Here is a 20,697-nt window from a genome sequence, read left to right as displayed (position 1 = left end):
CAGTCTGTCCGCTGCTGGAATTTGTCATGATCACCTATCGCGATGCCTGGTTTGAACTTGCGCTGCTAAACAACGGACGCCGCTTTCCGCGACATAGCCATGATGAGTTTGTTATCAGCGCCAATCTCAACGGGCTGGAGCACGTTTGGCTGGATGGCGAAACCTTTATTGCCGATACCGGTAGCGTGACGACCTACAATCCCGGTCAGCTACAAGGCAGCGAAAACACCCATGCCAACTGGCAGTGCGCGTCGCTGTATGTTCATCCACAGGCATTCGAGCACTACTTTCATCGTTCTTTTCTGTTCTCCCATGCATGGGCGGCTTCACCACGGCTGGCGCAGCGCCTGAAACAACTGGTTTGTTTGGACGCCGACGAGCGCGACATCCGGCAGGAACGCATTATTCTGTTGCTTGAGGCGTTGATGGCTCAAGGAGAGCGGCCCGTGATGAATCAGGGCAGGGCGCAAGACGCCTGCCGTATCGCACGCATTAAAGCGCGGCTGCTGAGTGATTTCAGCGAAGTGCCGCACCTGGAGACGCTGGCTCGGCAGGAAAACCTGTCGGCGGCGCACCTGGTGCGCAGCTTTAATCAGGCGGTGGGGCTACCGCCGCTGTCGTGGCTGATGCAGCGGCGCATCAGCAAGGCGCGCGAACTATTACGGCTAGGCACTCCCATCAGTCAGGTCGCTTTCGAGGTTGGGTTTGCCGACCAGGCCCATTTCACCAAGGCGTTCGCCCGCTACAGTGCGATGACGCCGGGACAGTTTCGGCGTATCAATTTTTGACAATACCGCGTTTCCCGTCCGTCGTAGACTCGCGTCATTGAGTATGAAACGTCTGACCTGGGAAAAGTATGCTGTTAGTTATCTTCAACGGGGTATTGTTGTCTCTGTCATTGTGCCTCGATCTGGGCATCGTCAATACCGCGATTATCAACCGTGGTATTCGTCACGGGGCGCGTTCCGCTTTCTTTATCGGGCTGGGTTCCTGCTTTGGCGATCTATTCTATGCCTCGCTGTCAGTGTTGGGGATATCGGCTATTTTTAACTACACGCCGGTGCGCTGGGTGCTGTGGATTGGCGGCGGGCTGGTTCTGATATGGATGGCGTTTAACATGGCGCGTATGGCGTGGCGTGATTATCAGATTAGGCGCTTCGAGCCGCTACCGTTCGCCAAAGCCAGAGAACAAGCCGGGCGGATTACCCCATCCGGCCACAGGGATTTTTTCAGCGGCGCGGGCATGGCGCTGGCTTCACCCACATCACTGCTGTGGTTCGCGGCCATTGGCGGCACCATCATTGCGCAGTCTACCGATGGTTCAAATCTGTCGATCAGCCTGTTTTTGCTGGGATTCTTTTCAGGTGGCGTACTGTGGACATTGTTTTTGACCGTGCTGGTGAAGTACGGTCAGCGTTTGCTACAAGAGCGCATCACTTTCTATTGCAGCCTGATTTCAGCCCTGATGTTTGCCTATTTCGCCGGACATGTGATTTATCATGGCTATCACACTCTGCTGGTTCCGCTGTCATTAAATGCGTGAACGGTCAAAAGCTAAGCAGCTTGCCGGGTTTTTTGCTTGCCCGGCAACAGGATAGCGCTATAATGCCAAGCGCGCTTTCCCCGCGAGTGTAGTTCAATGGTAGAACGAGAGCTTCCCAAGCTCTATACGAGGGTTCGATTCCCTTCACTCGCTCCAAGTTCTCTTCTCTGCATATCTCCTGAACTCAATAAAAACCAGTAAAATTAATAATTACAGGTTGTTGTTGGCCTCTGCGTATTAACTCGCCTCTACCCAAATCAGGCATTGAATTGAATGTTGTTATACATACTCATTTCTATACACATTGGGCAGCTATACATACCGGAAACTATACGCATGCCGCTTACAGACCTTGAAATATGCCGCGCCAAGTCCCTGGAGAAACCATCGGATTGACCGCTGTATTCAAGGATTTTACATAAGAAATCTGCAACTATTTTCCAGTTGAGTGCCCCCCGCAATCTATAATGCCAATCTGCGTTTGTTGATTGCCTTGTGGACGTAACTACTTAATTAATATTAAATTCAGCACGTTTTGTCTGGCGTTTCTAGCGATGATGACTATCCTCTCTAGTTTTGTATTTGTGTGATTTATTAAGAAATACTTATATTTATGAGGGAGTTCTATGCGTTTTGATAATAAAGTCGTCTTGATTACCGGTGCGGGCAACGGCATGGGAGAAACCGCTGCACGCCGTTTCTCTGCCGAAGGCGCTATTGTCGTGCTGGCGGACTGGGCAAAGGATGCGGTAGACGCCGTTGCAGCATCGCTGCCGAAAGGTAAAGCGCATGCGGTACACATCGACGTTTCCGATCACGTCGCCGTTGAAAAAATGATGAATGAAGTGGCAGAAAAATTCGGCCGTATCGATGTATTGCTTAACAATGCCGGTGTGCATGTTGCCGGTAGCGTGCTGGAAACCAGCGTTGAAGATTGGCGTCGCATCGCCGGTGTGGATATCGACGGCGTTGTCTTCTGCTCCAAATTCGCGCTGCCGCATTTGCTGAAAACTAAAGGCTGTATCGTGAATACTGCATCAGTTTCCGGCTTGGGCGGTGACTGGGGCGCAGCCTATTACTGTGCGGCGAAAGGCGCAGTGGTTAACCTGACCCGCGCCATGGCGTTGGATCACGGCGCAGACGGCGTGCGTGTAAACTCGGTGTGCCCAAGCCTGGTGAAAACCAACATGACCACCGGCTGGCCGCAAGAGGTCCACGATAAATTCAACGATCGTATCTCGTTGGGCCGCGCGGCAGAACCTGAAGAAATCGCCGCAGTTATGGCATTCTTGGCCAGCGACGACGCCAGCTTTATCACCGGCGCCAACGTGCCGGTGGATGGCGGGGCAACTGCATCGGACGGTCAGCCAAGAATCGTTTAATACTGTGGCGTAATGCAATACATCATGTATTTCATTTGACTAGTCCTACGATAGATATAGGTTGACACTTTCATGCAGGCATCAACCGGGCGCGGCAAAATGAGTACGCAGCGCATGTTGTAACGCGAGCAGCGGCACCGACGGGTGCGACTGGCCGGGATAGACGGACAGCGTGACGAGTAGATTCGGCGATCGCTCTTGCAGCGTCCACGCCAACTCGCGGATCCCGTCCACCATCCGGCGCTGGTTACGATGTTGACGCAGCGCAACACGCTGTTCGTCAGGCAGGCCCAGTTCCCAGCGATCCAGAGACTGTTCATATTCGCCTACCGATAGCGCGAGTCGTACCGGTGTGGCCGGTTTCCACGCCGCCAGACGTGAAACGAACGCCTTGGCCTGGCGGACGATATAGCGGTCATTCCACCACACCGACGGGCTGGATGCATAATAATGCCGGAAGCCTTCGGGCTGGGCGAACAAGGTATCGACGGTGAACAGGCCGCCGTAGGAGTGGCCGAACAATGCTTCACGCCGATGATCGACTGGGTAAGCGGCGGCGATGAACGGCTTTAATTCAGCTTGCAGAAAATGACGAAATTCGGCGGCATTGCCCGCCATACCGGCAGGATAGTCACCGTCCTGGGGATTGATTTCCCGTTTCTGTTCAACAACCGCAGGGCGGTAGTCGCGTTCGCGGCGGGTTGGGCCGTCGTAGTCAATCGCCACGATGACCCCCGGCGCCATGCCGCAGCGCGGGACGGCCAGCGCCGTCATCAACGCCGTTGCCGCCGGGAAATAGCGCTCGCCGTCTAGCAGATAGATAATCGGCCAGCCCGGCGTCGGCGCGGTTCCGGCGGGGCAAAATGTCAGAATGCGGTAACGTCCGCACGCTGTCGAATCAAATAGCTCATCGCGGGTATTACGTAGCTGATACACACCGCCTCCTGCATCGAACGCTATTGTTTATTATGTAAAACCGTTAAAAACCGGCGGGGATCGTATCCTCGCACTCGCGCCGGCTGATTATCGCCGCTTAGAAGCTAGTATTCAGCGACATAAAGAAGGTTCTGCCCGGTTCGTTATAGGTGGCGGCGCCGGCGGCGCCGATGAGAACGGCGCTGCAACTGCCATCGCCGGCTACTCTGCACCCGGCCGAGGCGTTGCCGCGGCGGAACTGTCGCTTATCGAATAGGTTCTTCACCCCGCCGGTCACGCTGAGATGCTTGTTGAACCGATAGGTGGAACTCAGTCCGACGAGAGCGTACGGGCTGAGTTCGTTCAGTTCGTCACCCGAGGACGCGATACCGTGATAGTTATACTTCTTCGGTTTCTGACGGCCGAACCAGGTTAGGTCGGCCAGGAAAGACAGATCCTCGCTCGCCTGCCAGCTCAGCGACGAGTTCAGCGTAAATTGCGGGGTAATGGAGAGGTAATCCCCGGTGGTTTTGTTTTTCGAACGCAGCATCCAGGTGAGGTTGTTGTTCCACTGGACGGTTTCCGACAGCGGAATATTCACCGTGCCTTCCAGCCCTTCCACCACCGCGCGCGGAATATTTTCCCAGCGGTAGATATAGTGTCCGCTGCTGGTGCTGCCTACCGGCGTCGTACCGGCCTCGATCTTGTTGCGGTAGTCGTTGCGGAAGTAGGTGATGCCGGCCTGATAGCCGTTGCGCCTAAACTCGATGCCGATCTCTTTATTGATGCTGTTCTCCGCCTTTAGATCCTCGTTACCCAGCAAATAGCATGGGGTGCTGTAGCCGTTAACCAGATAGCAACCCCCTCCATTGCTGGCGAGCAGATAGTTGGGGTTGAGCTGGTAGAGGTTGGGCGCCTTGTATGCGGCGGCGATGCCCATTTTCAGCGTGAAATCGTCGCCCAGTCCCTGCGACAGGTTGATCCCCGGACTCCAGTTACCGGCCGCCATCGAGTGGTAATCGAAGCGCAGCGCCGGGGTCAGCATGGTACTGGGGGTCAGTTCGACGTTGTCCTCGGCGAACAGTGAGAAGGTATGGGCGTCGATATTGCTGTCGCGGTTATTGCTGTCATAGCCCTCAATCGCGCCAATGGACGAAATATCATAGGAGGTGGAGATCGGATCCTTCATGCGCTGATCCGATGCTTCTATGCCGAGCGTGGCGGTCTGGTTGAAATACGCCTTGAACGGGAGCGTTACCTCGCTGTGGCCGGTCAGGGTATCGAGCTTGATGGTGGCGAAGGCGCTTGAGGAGGAGAAAAGCCCTTCGGTGCCGCCGGCCAGCCCTTCCGTAATGCGGGTATTATGGGTACGTTCATATTGCAGATATGACATGGCGCTAACGCCGCTGTCCCAGTAGCCGCGATGCGTCACGGCAAAGTTCTGCCGGTATATGCGGTTGGTTTCCTTGCCGTAGTTGCTGGTGACATAGCCGGCGTAAACGCTATCGGTGTAGTAACCGGCGTTCTGCACGTCGCCGGCATAGATATTGCCCTGGCGGCTGACGCCGGCCTCAAACTCCAGCGATTGCCGTCTGGCGATATCCCAGCGCAGCAACGCATTAAGATCTTTGTTGCGCACGCCTTCGCGGCCGGCTGGCACGGAGTCGGCGTAGCCCGCCTGCCGCTCCGACATGTACGCCTTATTGATATCCCTGGCATCCGCCTGCGTTTTGTTGAGATTGCCGTACAGGCGCAGGATCAGGTTATCGGTCAGGCCGCCCGACAGGCTGAAATCGGTACGCTTGGTGGCCCCTTCCGACTTATGTACCGGAACATTGAAATAGGCGTTCCAACTGCCGTGCCACTCCTGCGACGGCTGCTTGGTGATGATATTCACCACTCCGCCGGCCGCGCCATTGCCGTAGCGTGCCGCCGCCGGGCCGCGCAACACTTCGATGCGCTCCACCATATCGGCCGGCACCCAGTTGGTGTCGCCGCGGGTATCGCGCTCGCCGCGCCAGCCATAACGAACGGCGTTGCGCGAAGTGACCTGCTTGCCGTCCACCAGAATCAGGGTGTTCTCCGGCCCCATGCCGCGGATATCGATCTGGCGGTTATTGCCGCGCTGTCCGCTGGTGGAGTTGCCCATCAGGTTTACCCCCGGCATGGTGCGGATCAGCTCGGACAGATCGTTGGCCGGCGGCCGTTTGCTGATATCTTCCTGGGTAATCACCGATACTCCCGGCGCCTGGCGGGTTTGTTCCGCGGCGGTCACCACTATCGTATCGGCGGAATCGCCGGTGGTATCCTGCGAGCTCTGCTCGGTGGCGGCATATGCCAGAAAAGCGGTTGTCAGACAGCCTAACCCGATAAGCGTCGCCGGGTAGTGTCGTGGTGGTAGTCTCATCATTAAAATCGCCCCGCATACGAATGTCCTGGAAGATGGCGGTTGGAACCATCAATAAAAAATTGCTATTGAGAAGCATTTGCATTACCAATTTGATGTGGTCATTGTTACATTTGTTTACGGGTGCGGGGTTTGTGCAAACAGCAACTTGCTTTGTACAAAAATCAAAATAGCGAGGGATGATCAGATAATGAGCGGGGGAATGATGCGAAACCATGGTCCGTTGTCAACATTCATCTATAAGAATCATATCGTTCAGCAGTCTGGGCTGATATCAAATAACTATCGGTTTTTCGGCCCAAGAGGGATTGACGATACGCCCGCGCTGTTCGGCAGTTTCAGCGTCGTCCAGTTGAACCCGCATCTGAACCTGCACATCGTGGACGTGATTAACCTGCACAATATGAAAACGCAGGCCGTACCAAACGATGTGATAAAGTTGGCCGTCGTGGTGAAAGGCGCGGCGCATGTCGCCTATGGCGAACGGCAAATACATTTGGGAGAGCGTCAACCCTCATTCCTGGTTTCCCTGACGGAACCCACGCTTTCTACCCATATCGGCAAACAAGATGAATATGAACGAGCCATTATCCTGACCTTCAGCCGTGAATGGCTGTACGGCAATCTGCTGGATAGCGTCAGCGACTGGCAGGCTATTTATGACTTTACGCAAACCCATCTCGCCACGCACTTATGGACGCCTTCGCGGCAGGCGCTGGCCATTGCCTGGCAGATATTGAATACGGGAACCTGCCATACGCCGCTACAGCGCCTGTATCTCGAAACGCAGTGTATGATGCTGATTATCGAGGCTTTCAGTTCGTTAACCGCCGGCAGCGAACAGGAAAAGAACAGCGGCGTCACGCTGCGCGGATATCACCGCATCCAGCAGGTGCGGGACATGCTGGAAAGCGGCAGCGCCGACCAGCTTTCGATCGGCGAGATCGCTAAAAGCGTCAACATGAGTGAAAGTACGCTGCAACGGCATTTTCGTCAGGCATTTAACGTCACGGTGTTTGAATATCTGCGTAACTGCCGGTTACAGCGCGCCATGCTGGCGCTGCAAAAAGAAGGCATCGGCATTGCTCAGGCGGCAAGCATGGCGGGTTATAACAGCCCGGCGAATTTTTCCACGGCGCTGCGCCGCGTCTTCGGCGTTACCCCAAGACAGTTGAAGGCGCGCTTCTAATCGCGATCGTCGCATCAGATCACTTGCTCCGCTTTCCCATTCGCTGAACGCGCGGTCGATATGGCCGCGGCGAGTTTGTGAGCGTCGCTTCCCGGTCGGTCGCATGATAAATCCTCTTATTCCCGGTTTGAACATGCTGAATCGCGGCGCCGTTCGCCGGGGCCATCGATGAAACGGCGGCGTCAAAGAATATTCGTTCGTAGAGGATAAATGTTTGCTATTTTAACAAATAGCCCAAAGGGGGATCGAACGTCTACCCTTACGTAAGGCGGCGTCAGAGACGCGCGAACGTTAGGCGCTAAGCGCCGGTAGAGAGCGGCTAGGGAGAAAAAATAACTCATGCGCGGGCAGATGATTCGGCTATTCGGGCAATTCCGTTCCATGCGCGGAACGGAGATTGGCAAGCGGCTATCGCGAGCGGGAGCTATCGCGGTTGGCATTTGGAGCAACCGGAGATGGCGTTGGCTGTCGTGCCGGTATTCATCGACACAGTATCGGGATTGAAGCCATGAAGCCGGAACTCTCCGTGTCCGAAGCGCGTCGCATCGCGCTTACGGCCCAGGGCTTTAACGCCTTATCACGCGAAGGGAATCGCAGCGCCGCGCAATTGCGCAAGTCGATCGATCGGCTTGGCCTGCTGCAAATCGACAGCGTGAATGTTCTCATTCGCGCTCAATATCTCCCGCTTTTCTCGCGTCTGGGGTCATACGAACCAGCCGCCCTCGATGCGCTGGTCGCGGCCAGACCTAAGCGCTTTTTCGAATATTGGGGACACGAAGCGTCGCTGTTGCCTATCGACTGCCAACCTCTTCTGCGTTGGCGTATGGCTCGCGCGCGGCGCGGTAAGGACGTTTGGCGCCCGCTCGTAGCCTATGCCGGTGAGAAGCGGCCCGAGGCTGACGCCTTGCTCGATCGCATAAAAGCCGAGGGACCGCTGGCTGCCTCTGACGTGGCGGGCCGCCGCGCATCCAAAGGAATGTGGGTATGGAGCGACGCCAAGCACGCGCTTGAATGGTTGTTTTGGTCGGGGCTGGTTGTCGCGACACACCGTAGGGGTAACTTCGAGCGGGTGTATGATCTGCCCGAACGCGCGCTGCCTCGATCGATTCTGGATCTGCCTACGCCCTCCGGCGTTGACGCGCGACGAATGCTTCTTGCGCGTTCGGCTCAGGCGCTGGGGATCGCGACTGCGGACGATCTGCGCGACTACTACCGCATTCCCGCCGCGGACGCGCGACTGCCGATCGAATATTTGGTGGAGGAGGGCATCATTATCCCGGTGCGCGTGCGCGGCTGGCGGCAACAGGCTTATCTGCATAAGGACGCGCGCGCCGGGCGTAAGCTCGAAGGCGCGGCGCTGCTGTCGCCGTTTGATCCGCTCATCTGGCATCGCCCGCGAACGGAAAGATTATTCGGATTTCGCTACCGGCTCGAAATCTACACGCCCGCTCATAAGCGTGAACATGGTTACTACGTTCTGCCTTTTCTGCTGGATGGCGCGCTTGTCGCGCGGGTGGATTTAAAGGCGGATCGCAAAGCGGGCGTGCTGATCGTCCAGAGCGCGCACCTCGAACCGGGCGCGCCGCCGTGCACGCTTGAACGGCTGAAGGAGGAGCTGCGCCTGATGGCGTTATGGCTCGGGTTGCCGAGCCTGGCAATCGCGCCGATCGAGACCATTACCGTGCCTTTATGAGGTGGAGTGGCTGGGTTTACTCAGGCAATCCATCTTGTTTTACTTACTGAAAACAGAAAAAATAGCTATTGGAGTTCTGAATGATACGCCACATTTTATTGATAACTTTTACCGCGCAAGCCTCCGCCGCGGAAATCGAGCAGGTGAAAACGGCATTTCTGCAAATGCCCGAAAATATTGAGGGCGTGCAGGCGGTTGAGTGGGGGTATAACGATAGTCCGGAAGGGAAAAATGCCGGTTTTACCCACTGCGTGATGATGACATTTCGCGACGAACAGGCGCGCCAGCGCTATTTACCGCATCCAAAGCACGATGAACTGAAAGCCATTTTCCGGCCGGTGCTAAGCGATATCATTGTGCTGGATTACCCGGTGCTGTCGGATAATAGCCGCGTGCAAGGGTAGTGGTTTGGCGGGGGACAAGTGTCGGCGCTGAAAAGAGGCTTACCCGTTTCCTGTTTTTGCCTGTGGTTGGTTTATTTAATCTTTTGATCGAAATACTTATGGCGCTTGCCAGATAGCCATTGCGGCTATTGTTCCTCTGAGATTGAGGTCGGACAATAGGTATCTTGATTCACCCTATCGGAGACACTGTTACGATGGCGCGTTCTTCCGCTTGGTCACTTCCCTTGTTTTCCTGGCTAACGCTGATATTGCCGCCGCTGTTTTGGGCCGGCAATTTTGTTGTCGGCAGAGCGGTGCGCCATGACCTAACGCCGATGACGCTCTCTTTCTGGCGTTGGGTGATCGCGCTGATCTGTCTGCTGCCGTTTTCATTCTGGGCGATGCGGCGTGACTGGCGGCGCTATTGGGAACTCCGTTGGCAAGTGCTGAGAGTCTCTGTGGTCGGGGTGGCCGCGTTCAATTCGCTTATCTATTTGGGGTTGCGCACCACCACGGCCAACAATGCGCTGTTGCTCAACTCGCTGATCCCGCTGTTGATCGTCATGTTGGGCGCCTGTTTTTATCGTCAGCGGCTGAGAATGAGTCAGTATGTGGGGTTGATTTTGTCGTTTGCCGGTGTTCTGACTTTGGTTATGCATGGAAACTGGTCGCAGTGGCAGGCGCTGGTTTTCGTCCCTGGGGATGCAATCGTGCTGGCGGCCATGGTTTGCTGGGCGCTTTATACGTTATGGCTGCGTCAACTGCCGGGCGATCTTGAGCGGATAGGATTGATGGGGATACAGATCGCGCTGGCGCTGGTTATGCTGCTGCCGTTCTATATCGCTGAGTATAGTTCCGGCCAGCGGGCGACCTGGGGCGTGGCGTCGCTTTCTGCCTTGCTGTATGTCGGGATATTCCCTTCGGTCATTGCCTATCTGCTGTATACCCAGGCTATTAGTCGTTTCGGGCCGGCTCGGGCGGGCTTGACCATACACCTTATTCCGGTTTTCGGCGTGGTGTTGGCGGCATTGTTCCTGGGAGAACGGCTGCATGCCTATCATGCCGCCGGTATTGCCGCTATCGTTGCGGGCCTGATTTGCTCGAATATGAGGAGCAAACAAGAGCAAAGCGACGCCTCGCCAAAGGTAAAAGTTCAATCCAAAAGGTAACAATTTAAACTTGCTGAACATGTTTTCAGCGCGCTTCCTGCGGTATCCCATCCCAAATGATCTTCAGGTTGAGGTTTGCGATATAAGCCGATCTCAACCATTTATTTTTTAATATAACTTATTGTTTATTAATTCTATTCATCGTTTTCCCATCGGTGCGCGCCATCATCTTTTCCTAACCAAATCTTTACGTTATGGAGGAAATGTGAGGTTTTTGTCGATATATATACAATGATAATCATTCTTATTATCATAACTTTTCTTGCAATTATGTGCATTGATGGGGATGAATTTAATGAGTGTAACAAGTAATTACATCAAACGACCATTGGCCGTACTTTTAGCAGGGATTTTGGGCAGCCATGCCTACGCGGCGGAAGAGACGCAAGAAGACGTTATGGTTGTTCAGGCAACGGCGGAAGAAGCGCTAAAACAGCAGCCCGGCGTTTCCATTATCACCAAAGAAGATATTGAAAAAGCGCCGCCGGTTAACGATCTGTCGGATATTATCCGCAAGATGCCCGGCGTCAACCTGACCGGCAACAGCGCATCCGGTAGCCGGGGCAATAACCGCCAGATCGATATCCGCGGCATGGGGCCGGAAAATACCCTGATTCTGATCGACGGCAAGCCTGTTACCTCACGTAATGCCGTTCGCTATAGCTGGCGCGGAGAGCGCGACACCCGTGGCGACACTAACTGGGTGCCGGTGGAAATGGTGGATCGTATTGAAGTGCTGCGTGGGCCGGCTGCCGCACGCTACGGTTCCGGTGCCGCCGGCGGCGTAGTCAATATTATTACCAAACGTCCCACTAACGACTGGCACGGTTCATTCTCTCTTTATACCAACCAGCCGGAAGACAGTAAGGAAGGCGCCACCAAGCGCGCTAACTTCAGCCTTAACGGCCCGCTGATTGACGATGTGCTGACTATGCGTCTATACGGCAATATCAACAAGACCGACGCCGATGCCTACGATATCAACACGCAAGAAAATGGCTCTTACGCCGCCGGGCGTGAAGGGGTGCGCAATAAAGATATCAACACGTTGTTCTCCTGGAAAATCAATCCCCAGCAGGTTCTGGATTTCGAATATGGCTACAGCCGCCAGGGCAATATCTACGCAGGCGATACGCAGTACAGCAACGCTAACCTCAGCACGTTGGTGCCGACGCTGTACGGTCAGGAAACCAACCGTATGTACCGCCAGAATTACGGCATTACTCATAACGGCATCTGGGACTGGGGCCAGTCGCGTCTGGGGTTCTACTATGAGAAAACTAATAATACGCGTCTGAAAGAAGGCTCAACCGGACGCGTTGAGGGGATGATCAACAGCAACGAGTACGCCACCAGTCGGCTGGAAAACTATAAGACCAACGGCGAGTTGAATATTCCGTTCCACCTGCTGGTTGAACAGACCGCCACCCTGGGGGCGGAATGGAATCGTGAGCAGCTTAACGATCCGGCATCAATGACCGCGACCAGTCAGCCAACCGTTGACGTTGGCGATGTGTCGGGCAACCCGGCTAACCGCAGCACCAAAAACAGCGCGGAACTCAGCGCGCTCTATTTTGAGGATAATATCGAGGCCGCGCCCGGCACCAATATTATTCCGGGGCTTCGTTTCGATTATCACAGCAAATTCGGCGCCAACTGGAGTCCCAGTCTGAATGCCTCTCAGGAACTCGGCGAATACTTCAAGCTGAAGGCGGGCATTGCCCGGGTATTTAAAGCGCCTAACCTGTATCAATCCAGCATGGGATATCTGCTGCGCACCAATGGTAACGGCTGCCCATCAAGTATCACAAGCGGCGCCTGTTATCTGCTTGGCAATGACGATCTGGATCCGGAAGTCAGCGTCAATAAGGAAATCGGTCTGTCGTTCAGCAACAACGGCTACGATGCGGGCATCACCTATTTCCGCAACGATTACAAGAATAAAATTGTTGCCGGAACGGATATTATCGGCACAGCATCTGACGGCGGTAATATTCTGCGCTGGGAAAACGGCGGCAAGGCGCTGGTGCAAGGGCTGGAAGCGAATCTGACGGTGCCGCTGGTGCGTGATACGCTGGATTGGCGCACCAATGCCACTTATATGATCACCTCCAAGTTTAAGGATACGGGTAATCCGTTGTCCGTGATTCCCAAGTACACCATCAACACCATGCTGGACTGGCAGGTGACTGATAAGCTGTCCGCCAATGCGGCCTGGACCATGTACGGTCGTCAGAAACCTCGTCAGTATCCGGACATTCGTAATGAGAACGGTAGCCTGTCTACCAATGAAGTCGGCGCTTATTCCGTGGTGGGCGTCGGGCTGAACTATGACGTGATTAAAAACGTGCGCATCAATGCAGGCATCAGCAACCTGCTCGACAAGCGCGTCTATCGCGAAAATGAAGGGGCATCGACCTATAACGAGCCAGGAAGGGCTTATTATGCTGGCGTAACCTACAACTTCTAATCTTGTTGTTGTAATCCCTATGCCCGGAGTTATCCGGGCATAGCCGATCATAGCAACGCGTCTGCAAAACGGCCCTTATTGAACATCACGCCAGATAGCGGTTGAACCAGGTGATGGTGCGGGCCCAGGCCAAATCGGCGGCGGCTTTATCGTAGCGCGGCGTCGAATCATTATGGAAACCATGATTCACACCCGGATAAATGTGGGCTTCATAAGTTTTGCCTGCCGCTTTCAGCGCTTCTTCATAGGCCGGCCAGCCTTCATTGATACGGGTATCCAATTCCGCGTAGTGGATCAGCAGCGGAGCCTTGATTTTGGGTACGTCTTCCGGATTGGCCTGACGTCCATAGAAGGGGACGGCCGCCGCCAGTTCGGGAAACGCGACCGCCGCCGCATTTGATACGCCGCCGCCGTAACAGAAACCGGTGATCCCCACTTTGCCGGTGGTGGCCGGGTGGCGCATCAGGAAGTCGATCGCGGCGAAAAAGTCATTCATCAGCTTGGTGGGATCGACCTGCTGTTGCAGCTCGCGTCCTTTATCGTCATTACCGGGATAACCGCCTACCGAACTCAACCCATCGGGCGCCAGAGCTATGAAACCGGCTTTCGCCACCCGGCGGGCCACGTCTTCTATATAGGGATTCAATCCGCGATTCTCATGCACCACCACAACCGCCGGAACTTTGCCCGTTGCCCCGGCTGGGCGCACAAAATATCCGCGCACTTCGCCATGCCCGGAAGGAGAGGGGTAGTCGATATATTCGGGGATGATGGAGGGATCGGTGAATTCGACCTGTTGCGCCAGGGCGTAATTGGGGCTCATCAAACTTAACAGCGTCATGCCGGTCATTCCGCCGATGGCAAACTTTGCCGCCATGGAGACGAATTCGCGTTTGGTGATCTTACCATGCGCATAATAATCGTACAGCTCAAGCAATTCCGGCGAAAAATCTTTTGCGGTCATACGTGCCATAACCGACCCTCCACACTTGAGTTAATAGGAAGTTAATGATTGGTAATGTATAAGTGATGCAGCTAGAAAGATAGCACGGGTTACTGGTATCGGCTAGAGAAGGGCGGCCTCCGCCCTTCATGAACGGTATGATTTTACAATGAATTACATTCGCATATTCCCGTAGCAAGAAAAGGCCGCCGTTATTCCTCTTCCCGCTCATCGTTGGGTTGTTCCAGTACGCTATAAGCTACCGAGCAAAACAGCGAGTTCATGCGTTTCATATCGCCCAATAAGCCCAAATGCAGCGAACTGGTTTCGATGCTTTGCACATTTTGCTGATGCAGGCGATCGACATGGGCGTGGGAAAAACGGCGGTTGGTGAGATTAAAGCGATGCTTGGCGCGCCGTAGCCGTTTGGCGCTGGTGATATCCCGCGATAAAAATACGGATAGACCCAGTTTCAGGTTATTCAGCAGCTGTTCGTATAATGTATCCAGCTCTTTCAGCCCTTCGGCGGAGAAGGCGCGCCGGGCCGCCAGCGATTTATCCGCTACGTCGCCGCTGATGCGTTCAACGATATCGCCCGCTTGCTCAAGGTTGAGCGCCATTTCGATGGTTTCCGCCCAGCGGTGCGAATCCTCTTCCGGCAGCGCTTCTTTCGGCATCTGCGCTAAATAGAGTTTGATGGCGGTATAAAGCACATCGACGTCATCATCCAACTTGCGTATTTCACGCGCTCCGCGCGGCGCGCCGTGCATTACTTTGTTAAACACGGTCAGCATCTGTTCCAGAACATCGCCCATACGCAATGTTTCCCGCGCGGCATTGGCCAGCGCCAGAGACGGGGTATCCAGCGCGCTGATATCCAGATGTTTTGGCTTCAGCCGCAGATCGTTTTCCGGTTCGTCAACGATCAGCCGCTCGCATAACCTGGCCATTGGCCCGGCAAAAGGCGCCATGATGAGACAACGGATCAGGTTGTAGAACACATGGAAGAAGATGACCAGTTCTTCAGGCGGCATCGGCAGTTTGTCGAGCCATTCCGCCAGCGGATTCACAAACGGCAACACCAGCACACAGCCGATGAATTTAAATAACAGGCTGCCAAGGGCAACCCGTTTACCGGCGGCATTTGAGGCGCTGTTATTGAGCACCGCCAGCAGACCGCTGCCGAGGTTGGCGCCGACCACCAGACAGAGCGCCACCTGAAACGAAATCATACCGGTGGCGGTCAGCGTCGCGGTCAGCAGCACCGCCGCCAGACTTGAATAGCTGATGATGGCGAACACCGCGCCAATCAGGGCGTCCAGCATGATATCGCCGGTCAGGGAAGAAAAAATAACTTTAACCCCGGAAGCCTGGGTAATCGGCGTCGCCGCTTCAACAATCAGGTGCAGCGCCAGCAGGATTAGCCCCAGCCCGATACCAACGCGGCCAAGCTGCCCGGCTCGCGACTGCTTGCTGCTGAGGAAAAAGACGACGCCGAAAAAGATAAACAGCGGGGAAAGCCAGGAGAGATCGAACGTGAGGATCCGAGCCATGATCGCCGTACCGACGTCGGCGCCGAGAATGATGACCAGGGCGGGCGTCAGACCAACCAGATTTTGCGCCACGAACGAGGAAACCAGCAGCGTGGTGGCGTTACTGCTCTGCACCAGCGCTGTCACAATAATCCCGGCGATAAAGGCCAGCGGTTTTTTTTCTACGCTACGGCTCAGCACTCGACGCAGTTCAGCGCCGTACACGCGCATAATACCGGTTCGAACAATGTGGGTGCCCCATACCAACAACGCTACGGCGGAAAGTAAATTAAACAGGGTTAACAACGGTTCAACGCTCCTTGGGGATCAATGACCGGCTTGGCGTTTTCTGCCCGCCTGACGCCGACTTATGAAACTCAGGACTCCCGCGCCGAACCGGCCTGCTTTTATCATGTTTGCAATAAGGTTCAGGCCACTTCGCGCAGGGTCATCTCATCTAACTGTAGGCCAATAACGCAGCCTGCGGAGTAAAGGTCGTCTACGGAACGGTTCAATACATCGACAAACAGTTCAATATCTTGCACGCTGACGCGATAGCGAATGACGTTTCCCAACAGGCTGTGGCCGAGGATCGTTGCGGCGATGCCCAGTTCCGGCGGGCAGAAAACGATGGATTCCGGACGAATGGCGACCTGACTGCGGCAGTGCCGGCCCGTCAACCGGGCGGCTTCTTCGGCCGTCAGCAGGTTGTAGTTGCCGATAAAACCCGCCGCGAACAGATCCGCCGGTTGCGTATACAGCGATACGGCATTACCGCTCTGGACGATTTTACCCTTGTTCATCAGCACGATACGGTCGGACATGGTTAGCGCTTCTTCCTGATCGTGGGTAACGAAAATGGTGGTGAGGTTCAGTTCCTGCTGAATGCGCCGGATCTGATCGCGCAAGTGCCGGCGAATGCGCGCATCCAATGCGGAAAGGGGTTCATCCAGCAACAGCAGACGCGGTTGCGTCACCAGAGAACGCGCCAGGGCGACGCGCTGGCACTGACCGCCGGAAAGCTGGTGCGGGTAACGTTTGGTATAGTCGTTGAGTTCGACCAGGGCCAGCACCTCGCCCACGCGCCGACGAACCTCTTGCGCCGGGAGTTTCTGCATTTTGAGGCCAAACGCGACATTGCCTTCAACCGTCATGTTCGGGAACAGCGCATAACTTTGGAACACCATGCCGATGGCGCGCTTTTGCGGCGTCAGCGGCACAATATCCTGCCCTTGCAGCAAAATCTGCCCGCAGTCCACCGACGTCAGTCCGGCCAGACAGCGCAGCAGCGTCGATTTACCGCAGCCGCTTGGCCCCAGCAAAGTAACCAGTTCGCCTTCGTCCGCGGTGAAATCGATCTGTTGGAAGATCGATGTTGGACCATAGCTTTTATTGAGTTGTTTGACGTTCAGGTAAGACATGCTCAGTCCCTCCCTCGGTTAAGGATATTAGCCAGCCAGGTGACGATGAGAACCACGAAGAAGTAAGAGATCACCAACGCGCTGCTAAAATGGCCGCTGCCGTTGCGCAAGTTATAGAGATAAACCTGTAAAGTTTCATAGCTGGTGCCGACTAGCAGGTTAGCAAATACAAACTCACCTATCAGAAATGAGAAGGACAGCAGTACCGCGATGAAGGCTCCCTTGCGTAAATTGGGCAGCACCACCAGCAGCGCCGCCTGCCAGGTGCTGGCGCCCAGCAGATGCGCGGCGTCAATTAGTTCTCTCAGGTTGATTGCCTGCATATTATTGACAATGGCGCGGTAGATGAACGGCAGAGCGATAGTGAAATAGCAGCCGATCAGGATCCACGGCGTACCGGTGATCATAAACGGAGGCGATGAATAGAGTTGCAGCAGGCCGACGGAAGAAACCACCGGCGGTATGGCGAACGGCAATAGGATCAGAATATTCATCACCGCATCAAGCCGTGGGAAATAGTAAGCGATTACAAACATCGCCGGCAGCACCAGCAGCAGGGAAAACGCCAACGCGCCGAAGCAGATTAACATCGAGTGTCCCAGCGCCACCAGAAAACGGGGATCGCTCCACAATGCTTGCATCCACTTCAGGGTAAAGCCGCTGGGGAATAAGGTTGCTCCCCATTCGGTGGCTAATGCATACAGCAGCGTCACCAACAGCGGCAGCGCCAGAATAAGAAAAACCAGACAGACCATCACGCGATGGTAGATGCGTTCATTTCGTGACATCGTTTTTCTCCCGCAATAGAGATGACTCCCCGGACCGGGAATGCTGTGGTTACGCCGCCGTTTTCCATACCGCAGGCGTTATCTGACATGTTGATAGCCTCTACGCACCAGCCATTGGTGGATCACGGTGATGATGGACATCAATACCACCAGCAGCATCGCCAGCGCGGCGCCCATATTGGGATCGAGAAAAATATCGCCTGACACTAATGCGGCGATACGCACCGGGATGACGTTGAAGTTACCGCTGGTCAGCGCATAGATGGTGGCGTAAGCGCCGAGCGCGTTGGCTAATAGAATGACAAAGGTGCCGATGAGCGGCGCCGCCAGAATCGGCAAACCAATGTGCAACCAGTAACGCAGGCGGCTGGCGCCTAACAGTGCGGCGGACTCCTGCCATTCGCGCTTTAGTCCGTCAAAAGCCGGATACAGCAACAGCAGGCCCAATGGGATCTGGAACCAGGTATAAACAATGATCAGACCGTTGGTCGAATAGAGGCTAAAGCCTTCCAGCAGCTGATATTTTCTTAGCAGCAGCGTCAGGCAGCCGTTCAAGCCAAGCAGGATGACGAAGGCGAACGCCAGGGGAACGCCGGCAAAATTACTGGTCATGTTGGTGAAGGACATAAAGAAGCGATGCAGCCGTCCTTCGCCAAGCTGGTGTAATGAATAACCGCCAAGCAGCGCGATAATCAAACCGTAAAGGCTTGACCAGAAAGAAATATTCAGCGACAGACGGATCGCCTGCTGGTAAAAGGGCGAGGTTAGGATATCAATATAGTTACTCCATCCCCAGGCCTCGTTCATTTGGCTGTAAAAGCTGTTTATCGCGATCCACGCCAGCGGCGCTATCTGAAAGGCGATGTAGAACAGCGCGAAAGGCAGCAGAAACAATAGCGCTATCCATTTGCCTCTCTTCATGGATTCTCCTTATTTTTCGAAGAGTTAAGGAGTGAATGACAAACCGGTTTATCATGCGCGACGGCCAGAATTTCACACAGGGTGCCGCATAAGTCGGTTTGCTGCGGTTTGGCGTCCGCGTGCAGCGAGAAGGCGTCGCCAAAGACAAACAGCGGCACCTGTGTTTCTTCGGGAAGCGCGCCGCCGTGGCTGCGATCGTCGTTCATGCCGTGATCGGCGGTGACGATGATCTGATAGCCGTCCTCCAGCCAGCCTGGCATCCAGCGTGAAAGATATCCGTCCGCCATTCTGGCGCGGTTGCGATATTGCGGCGAAGAAAGTCCGTGTTGGTGCCCGCTATCATCAATATTCATCGGATGGATCAGCAGAAAATCCGGCTGATAGCGCAGGCGCAGACTTTCCGCGTCTTCAAAAAGGTGCGAATCCGGATAGCCGTCGTCATAATAAAAATGACCGTACTGAATGGGCAGCGCCGGCGCTTCCGTATGACGATCGCGGGCGGGTTCAAACGGCGTTCGATTATAGAGTTCGCTGACCCAGTGATACGCCGCCGCCGCGGTCGTCAGTCCTGCTTCGCGCGCATAGTGAAACAGGCTGCGTTCTTTGCTCAGACGGCTGACGCCGTTATGGATAATGCCGCTCTTTACCGGCGTGACGCCGGTAAGAATGCATTCGTACAGCGGACGCGACAATGAAGGTAGTTCGCAGGTTACCTGATAGAGCCGGCCGCGCCCCATCGCGCACTCGGCCAGCAGGTAGCCCATTGCGTCGCGGGCGACCTGAAAGTTCAGGCCGTCCAGTATCACCAGAATACTTTTCATCAAAACACCCCGTCGCCGCTTAGTGCATATTGATAATCACGTTCTCCTGCCACAGACGCGGCAACAGCTTCGAGGTTTTTTCCCAGGCTTCCTGATCGGCGATAGGACGGGCATTCTTGTATTGTTCCGCCGGCAGCAGCTTTTCCTGAATATCCGCCGGTACGGTCAGAAATTCGGCGCGGATGGGGCGGGCATAGCCTTTCGCCAGGTTTAACTGTCCCGCGTCGGAGAAGATGTATTCGCGCGCCAGCTTAGCCGCGTTCGGGTGTTTGGCATACTTGTTGATGATGGTGGTATAGCCGGACGTCACCGAACCATCGGAAGGGATCACGACATCAAAACGGGTTTTATCAATCTGATCGCGATAGTTCAACGCGTTGAAGTCCCACATTATCGCGACCTGAATCTCGCCTTTTTCAAGGTTCGCGATCACCGGGTTGGTGAGGCCCAATCGTCCGGCTTTGGCCAGATCGCTGAAGAAGGCCAGCGCCGGCTTCAGGTCTTTTTCATTTCCCCCTAGCGCATAGCTGGCGGCCAGCACGCCGTTTACCGCCTGCGCTGCCGTACTGACATCGCCGATGGTGACGACGTACTTGCCGTTTTTCAGGTCGGCCCAGCTGCGCGGCGCATCTTTCACCTGCTGTTTATTGATGATGAATGCAATGGTGCCGGTGTAGGCCAACGCCCAATGCCCATCTTTATCTTTCGCCCAATCGGGGATTTGATCCCAGGTGCTGGGTTTATAGGGCTGGGTCACCCCTTTCTGCACGGCTATCGGGCCAAATGACGCGCCCACATCGCCGATATCGGCGCTGGCGTTATTTTTCTCCGCGTCAAACTTAGCGATTTCCTGCGCCGATGACATATCGGTATCGCTGTGTTTTAAGCCGTATTTGCTGCTGAGATCGTCCCAGGTATCTTTCCAGTTGGCCCAGCTATCAGGCATGCCGACGCTATTGACCTGGCCTTCGCCGCGGGCGGCTTGTTCCAGTGCGGCAAGATCGGTATCGGCGGCCCAGGCGGAAGGCAGTGAGAGAACAATGGCGCTGGCTAACACGGATGCAAACAAAGATTTCATAGCTGATGCTCCTGATGATAGAGTGATGGCGACGCTGGACTA

Annotated in this window: 17 protein-coding genes and 1 tRNA gene; 9 read left to right on the top strand and 9 right to left on the bottom strand. The window is 55.1% G+C overall.

Annotation, left to right across the window (positions count from 1 at the left end; genetic code table 11):
* The first annotated feature begins 26 nt into the window (after positions 1-26).
* The 4 genes from HC231_RS19850 to budC all read left to right on the top strand — a co-directional run bounded on the left by HC231_RS19850 (position 27) and on the right by budC (position 2,925).
* On the top strand, positions 27-788 hold the full coding sequence (locus tag HC231_RS19850) for a helix-turn-helix transcriptional regulator (RefSeq protein WP_208228406.1): 762 nt from the start codon (positions 27-29) through the stop codon (positions 786-788).
* 68 nt (positions 789-856) lie between these two features.
* The gene (locus HC231_RS19845; RefSeq protein WP_208228405.1) at positions 857-1,543 is read left to right on the top strand and encodes a LysE family translocator; all 687 of its coding nucleotides are present in this window, start codon (positions 857-859) and stop codon (positions 1,541-1,543) included.
* A gap of 82 nt (positions 1,544-1,625) precedes the next feature.
* Positions 1,626-1,699 (top strand) — tRNA-Gly (locus tag HC231_RS19840).
* Positions 1,700-2,169: 470 nt separating this feature from the next.
* Complete coding sequence (gene budC, locus HC231_RS19835) at positions 2,170-2,925, top strand: meso-2,3-butanediol dehydrogenase (protein WP_208228404.1); 756 nt, start codon at positions 2,170-2,172, stop codon at positions 2,923-2,925.
* A gap of 81 nt (positions 2,926-3,006) precedes the next feature.
* On the opposite strand, the gene HC231_RS19830 is transcribed toward budC, so the two are convergent.
* Together HC231_RS19830 and HC231_RS19825 are read right to left on the bottom strand one after the other, a co-directional pair.
* Entirely contained in the window at positions 3,007-3,861 is an 855-nt protein-coding gene (locus HC231_RS19830; protein ID WP_208228403.1) for an alpha/beta hydrolase, read from the bottom strand.
* A 97-nt stretch (positions 3,862-3,958) separates the two neighbouring features.
* A complete protein-coding gene (locus tag HC231_RS19825; RefSeq protein ID WP_208231444.1) occupies positions 3,959-6,247 on the bottom strand; it encodes a TonB-dependent siderophore receptor in 2,289 nt (762 codons plus the stop codon).
* 205 nt (positions 6,248-6,452) lie between these two features.
* On the opposite strand from HC231_RS19825, the gene HC231_RS19820 reads away from it, so the two are divergent.
* From HC231_RS19820 to HC231_RS19800, 5 genes are all read left to right on the top strand, one after another.
* The gene (locus HC231_RS19820) at positions 6,453-7,436 is read left to right on the top strand and encodes a helix-turn-helix transcriptional regulator (protein WP_208231443.1); all 984 of its coding nucleotides are present in this window, start codon (positions 6,453-6,455) and stop codon (positions 7,434-7,436) included.
* Between the two features lie 508 nt (positions 7,437-7,944).
* Positions 7,945-9,129, top strand: coding sequence for a winged helix-turn-helix domain-containing protein (locus HC231_RS19815; RefSeq protein ID WP_208228402.1), 1,185 nt, complete (start codon positions 7,945-7,947; stop codon positions 9,127-9,129).
* A gap of 80 nt (positions 9,130-9,209) precedes the next feature.
* Complete coding sequence (locus HC231_RS19810; protein WP_095834845.1) at positions 9,210-9,533, top strand: Dabb family protein; 324 nt, start codon at positions 9,210-9,212, stop codon at positions 9,531-9,533.
* A gap of 194 nt (positions 9,534-9,727) precedes the next feature.
* Positions 9,728-10,681, top strand: coding sequence for a DMT family transporter (locus HC231_RS19805; RefSeq protein ID WP_208228401.1), 954 nt, complete (start codon positions 9,728-9,730; stop codon positions 10,679-10,681).
* A gap of 295 nt (positions 10,682-10,976) precedes the next feature.
* Entirely contained in the window at positions 10,977-13,151 is a 2,175-nt protein-coding gene (locus HC231_RS19800) for a TonB-dependent siderophore receptor (protein ID WP_208228400.1), read from the top strand.
* Positions 13,152-13,236: 85 nt separating this feature from the next.
* Here the strand turns inward: HC231_RS19800 and yghX are convergent, their stop codons facing one another.
* From yghX to HC231_RS19765, 7 genes are all read right to left on the bottom strand, one after another.
* On the bottom strand, positions 13,237-14,124 hold the full coding sequence (gene yghX, locus HC231_RS19795) for a YghX family hydrolase (RefSeq protein ID WP_208228399.1): 888 nt from the start codon (positions 14,122-14,124) through the stop codon (positions 13,237-13,239).
* Positions 14,125-14,306: 182 nt separating this feature from the next.
* Positions 14,307-15,932, bottom strand: a complete 1,626-nt coding sequence (locus tag HC231_RS19790; RefSeq protein WP_208228398.1) for a Na/Pi cotransporter family protein — start codon at positions 15,930-15,932, stop codon at positions 14,307-14,309.
* 122 nt (positions 15,933-16,054) lie between these two features.
* Positions 16,055-17,047: an ABC transporter ATP-binding protein gene (locus HC231_RS19785; protein ID WP_208228397.1), complete on the bottom strand. Its 993-nt coding sequence runs from the start codon at positions 17,045-17,047 to the stop codon at positions 16,055-16,057.
* Between the two features lie 2 nt (positions 17,048-17,049).
* Positions 17,050-17,835, bottom strand: coding sequence for an ABC transporter permease (locus HC231_RS19780; RefSeq protein WP_208228396.1), 786 nt, complete (start codon positions 17,833-17,835; stop codon positions 17,050-17,052).
* Positions 17,836-17,913: 78 nt separating this feature from the next.
* Positions 17,914-18,756 carry an ABC transporter permease gene (locus tag HC231_RS19775; RefSeq protein ID WP_208228395.1) on the bottom strand — a complete coding sequence of 281 codons (843 nt, stop codon included), beginning with the start codon at positions 18,754-18,756 and terminating at the stop codon, positions 17,914-17,916.
* Positions 18,753-19,577 carry an alkaline phosphatase family protein gene (locus tag HC231_RS19770; RefSeq protein ID WP_208228394.1) on the bottom strand — a complete coding sequence of 275 codons (825 nt, stop codon included), beginning with the start codon at positions 19,575-19,577 and terminating at the stop codon, positions 18,753-18,755. Before HC231_RS19770 ends, HC231_RS19775 begins: the two co-directional genes overlap by 4 nt.
* A 19-nt stretch (positions 19,578-19,596) precedes the next feature.
* Positions 19,597-20,655, bottom strand: coding sequence for an ABC transporter substrate-binding protein (locus tag HC231_RS19765; protein WP_208228393.1), 1,059 nt, complete (start codon positions 20,653-20,655; stop codon positions 19,597-19,599).
* Between the last annotated feature and the right edge of the window lie 42 nt (positions 20,656-20,697).

The sequence above is a fragment of the Brenneria izadpanahii genome (genome assembly GCF_017569925.1).
In the GTDB taxonomy this organism is placed as follows: domain Bacteria; phylum Pseudomonadota; class Gammaproteobacteria; order Enterobacterales; family Enterobacteriaceae; genus Brenneria; species Brenneria izadpanahii.
Note: the sequence above shows the minus strand (reverse complement) of the source record. Positions and strands in the feature narration are given on the sequence as shown.

What these genes read in the sequence shown, in the direction of transcription:
- HC231_RS19810 (WP_095834845.1), top strand. Translation starts at nt 9,210, where the DNA reads ATGATACGCCACATTTTATTGATAACTTTTACCGCGCAAGCCTCCGCC.
- HC231_RS19815 (WP_208228402.1), top strand. Translation starts at nt 7,945, where the DNA reads ATGAAGCCGGAACTCTCCGTGTCCGAAGCGCGTCGCATCGCGCTTACG.
- HC231_RS19770 (WP_208228394.1), bottom strand. Translation starts at nt 19,577, where the DNA reads ATGAAAAGTATTCTGGTGATACTGGACGGCCTGAACTTTCAGGTCGCC.
- HC231_RS19780 (WP_208228396.1), bottom strand. Translation starts at nt 17,835, where the DNA reads ATGTCACGAAATGAACGCATCTACCATCGCGTGATGGTCTGTCTGGTT.
- yghX (WP_208228399.1), bottom strand. Translation starts at nt 14,124, where the DNA reads ATGGCACGTATGACCGCAAAAGATTTTTCGCCGGAATTGCTTGAGCTG.
- HC231_RS19765 (WP_208228393.1), bottom strand. Translation starts at nt 20,655, where the DNA reads ATGAAATCTTTGTTTGCATCCGTGTTAGCCAGCGCCATTGTTCTCTCA.
- HC231_RS19825 (WP_208231444.1), bottom strand. Translation starts at nt 6,247, where the DNA reads ATGAGACTACCACCACGACACTACCCGGCGACGCTTATCGGGTTAGGC.
- budC (WP_208228404.1), top strand. Translation starts at nt 2,170, where the DNA reads ATGCGTTTTGATAATAAAGTCGTCTTGATTACCGGTGCGGGCAACGGC.
- HC231_RS19800 (WP_208228400.1), top strand. Translation starts at nt 10,977, where the DNA reads ATGAGTGTAACAAGTAATTACATCAAACGACCATTGGCCGTACTTTTA.
- HC231_RS19775 (WP_208228395.1), bottom strand. Translation starts at nt 18,756, where the DNA reads ATGAAGAGAGGCAAATGGATAGCGCTATTGTTTCTGCTGCCTTTCGCG.
- HC231_RS19805 (WP_208228401.1), top strand. Translation starts at nt 9,728, where the DNA reads ATGGCGCGTTCTTCCGCTTGGTCACTTCCCTTGTTTTCCTGGCTAACG.
- HC231_RS19820 (WP_208231443.1), top strand. Translation starts at nt 6,453, where the DNA reads ATGCGAAACCATGGTCCGTTGTCAACATTCATCTATAAGAATCATATC.
- HC231_RS19845 (WP_208228405.1), top strand. Translation starts at nt 857, where the DNA reads ATGCTGTTAGTTATCTTCAACGGGGTATTGTTGTCTCTGTCATTGTGC.
- HC231_RS19850 (WP_208228406.1), top strand. Translation starts at nt 27, where the DNA reads ATGATCACCTATCGCGATGCCTGGTTTGAACTTGCGCTGCTAAACAAC.
- HC231_RS19785 (WP_208228397.1), bottom strand. Translation starts at nt 17,047, where the DNA reads ATGTCTTACCTGAACGTCAAACAACTCAATAAAAGCTATGGTCCAACA.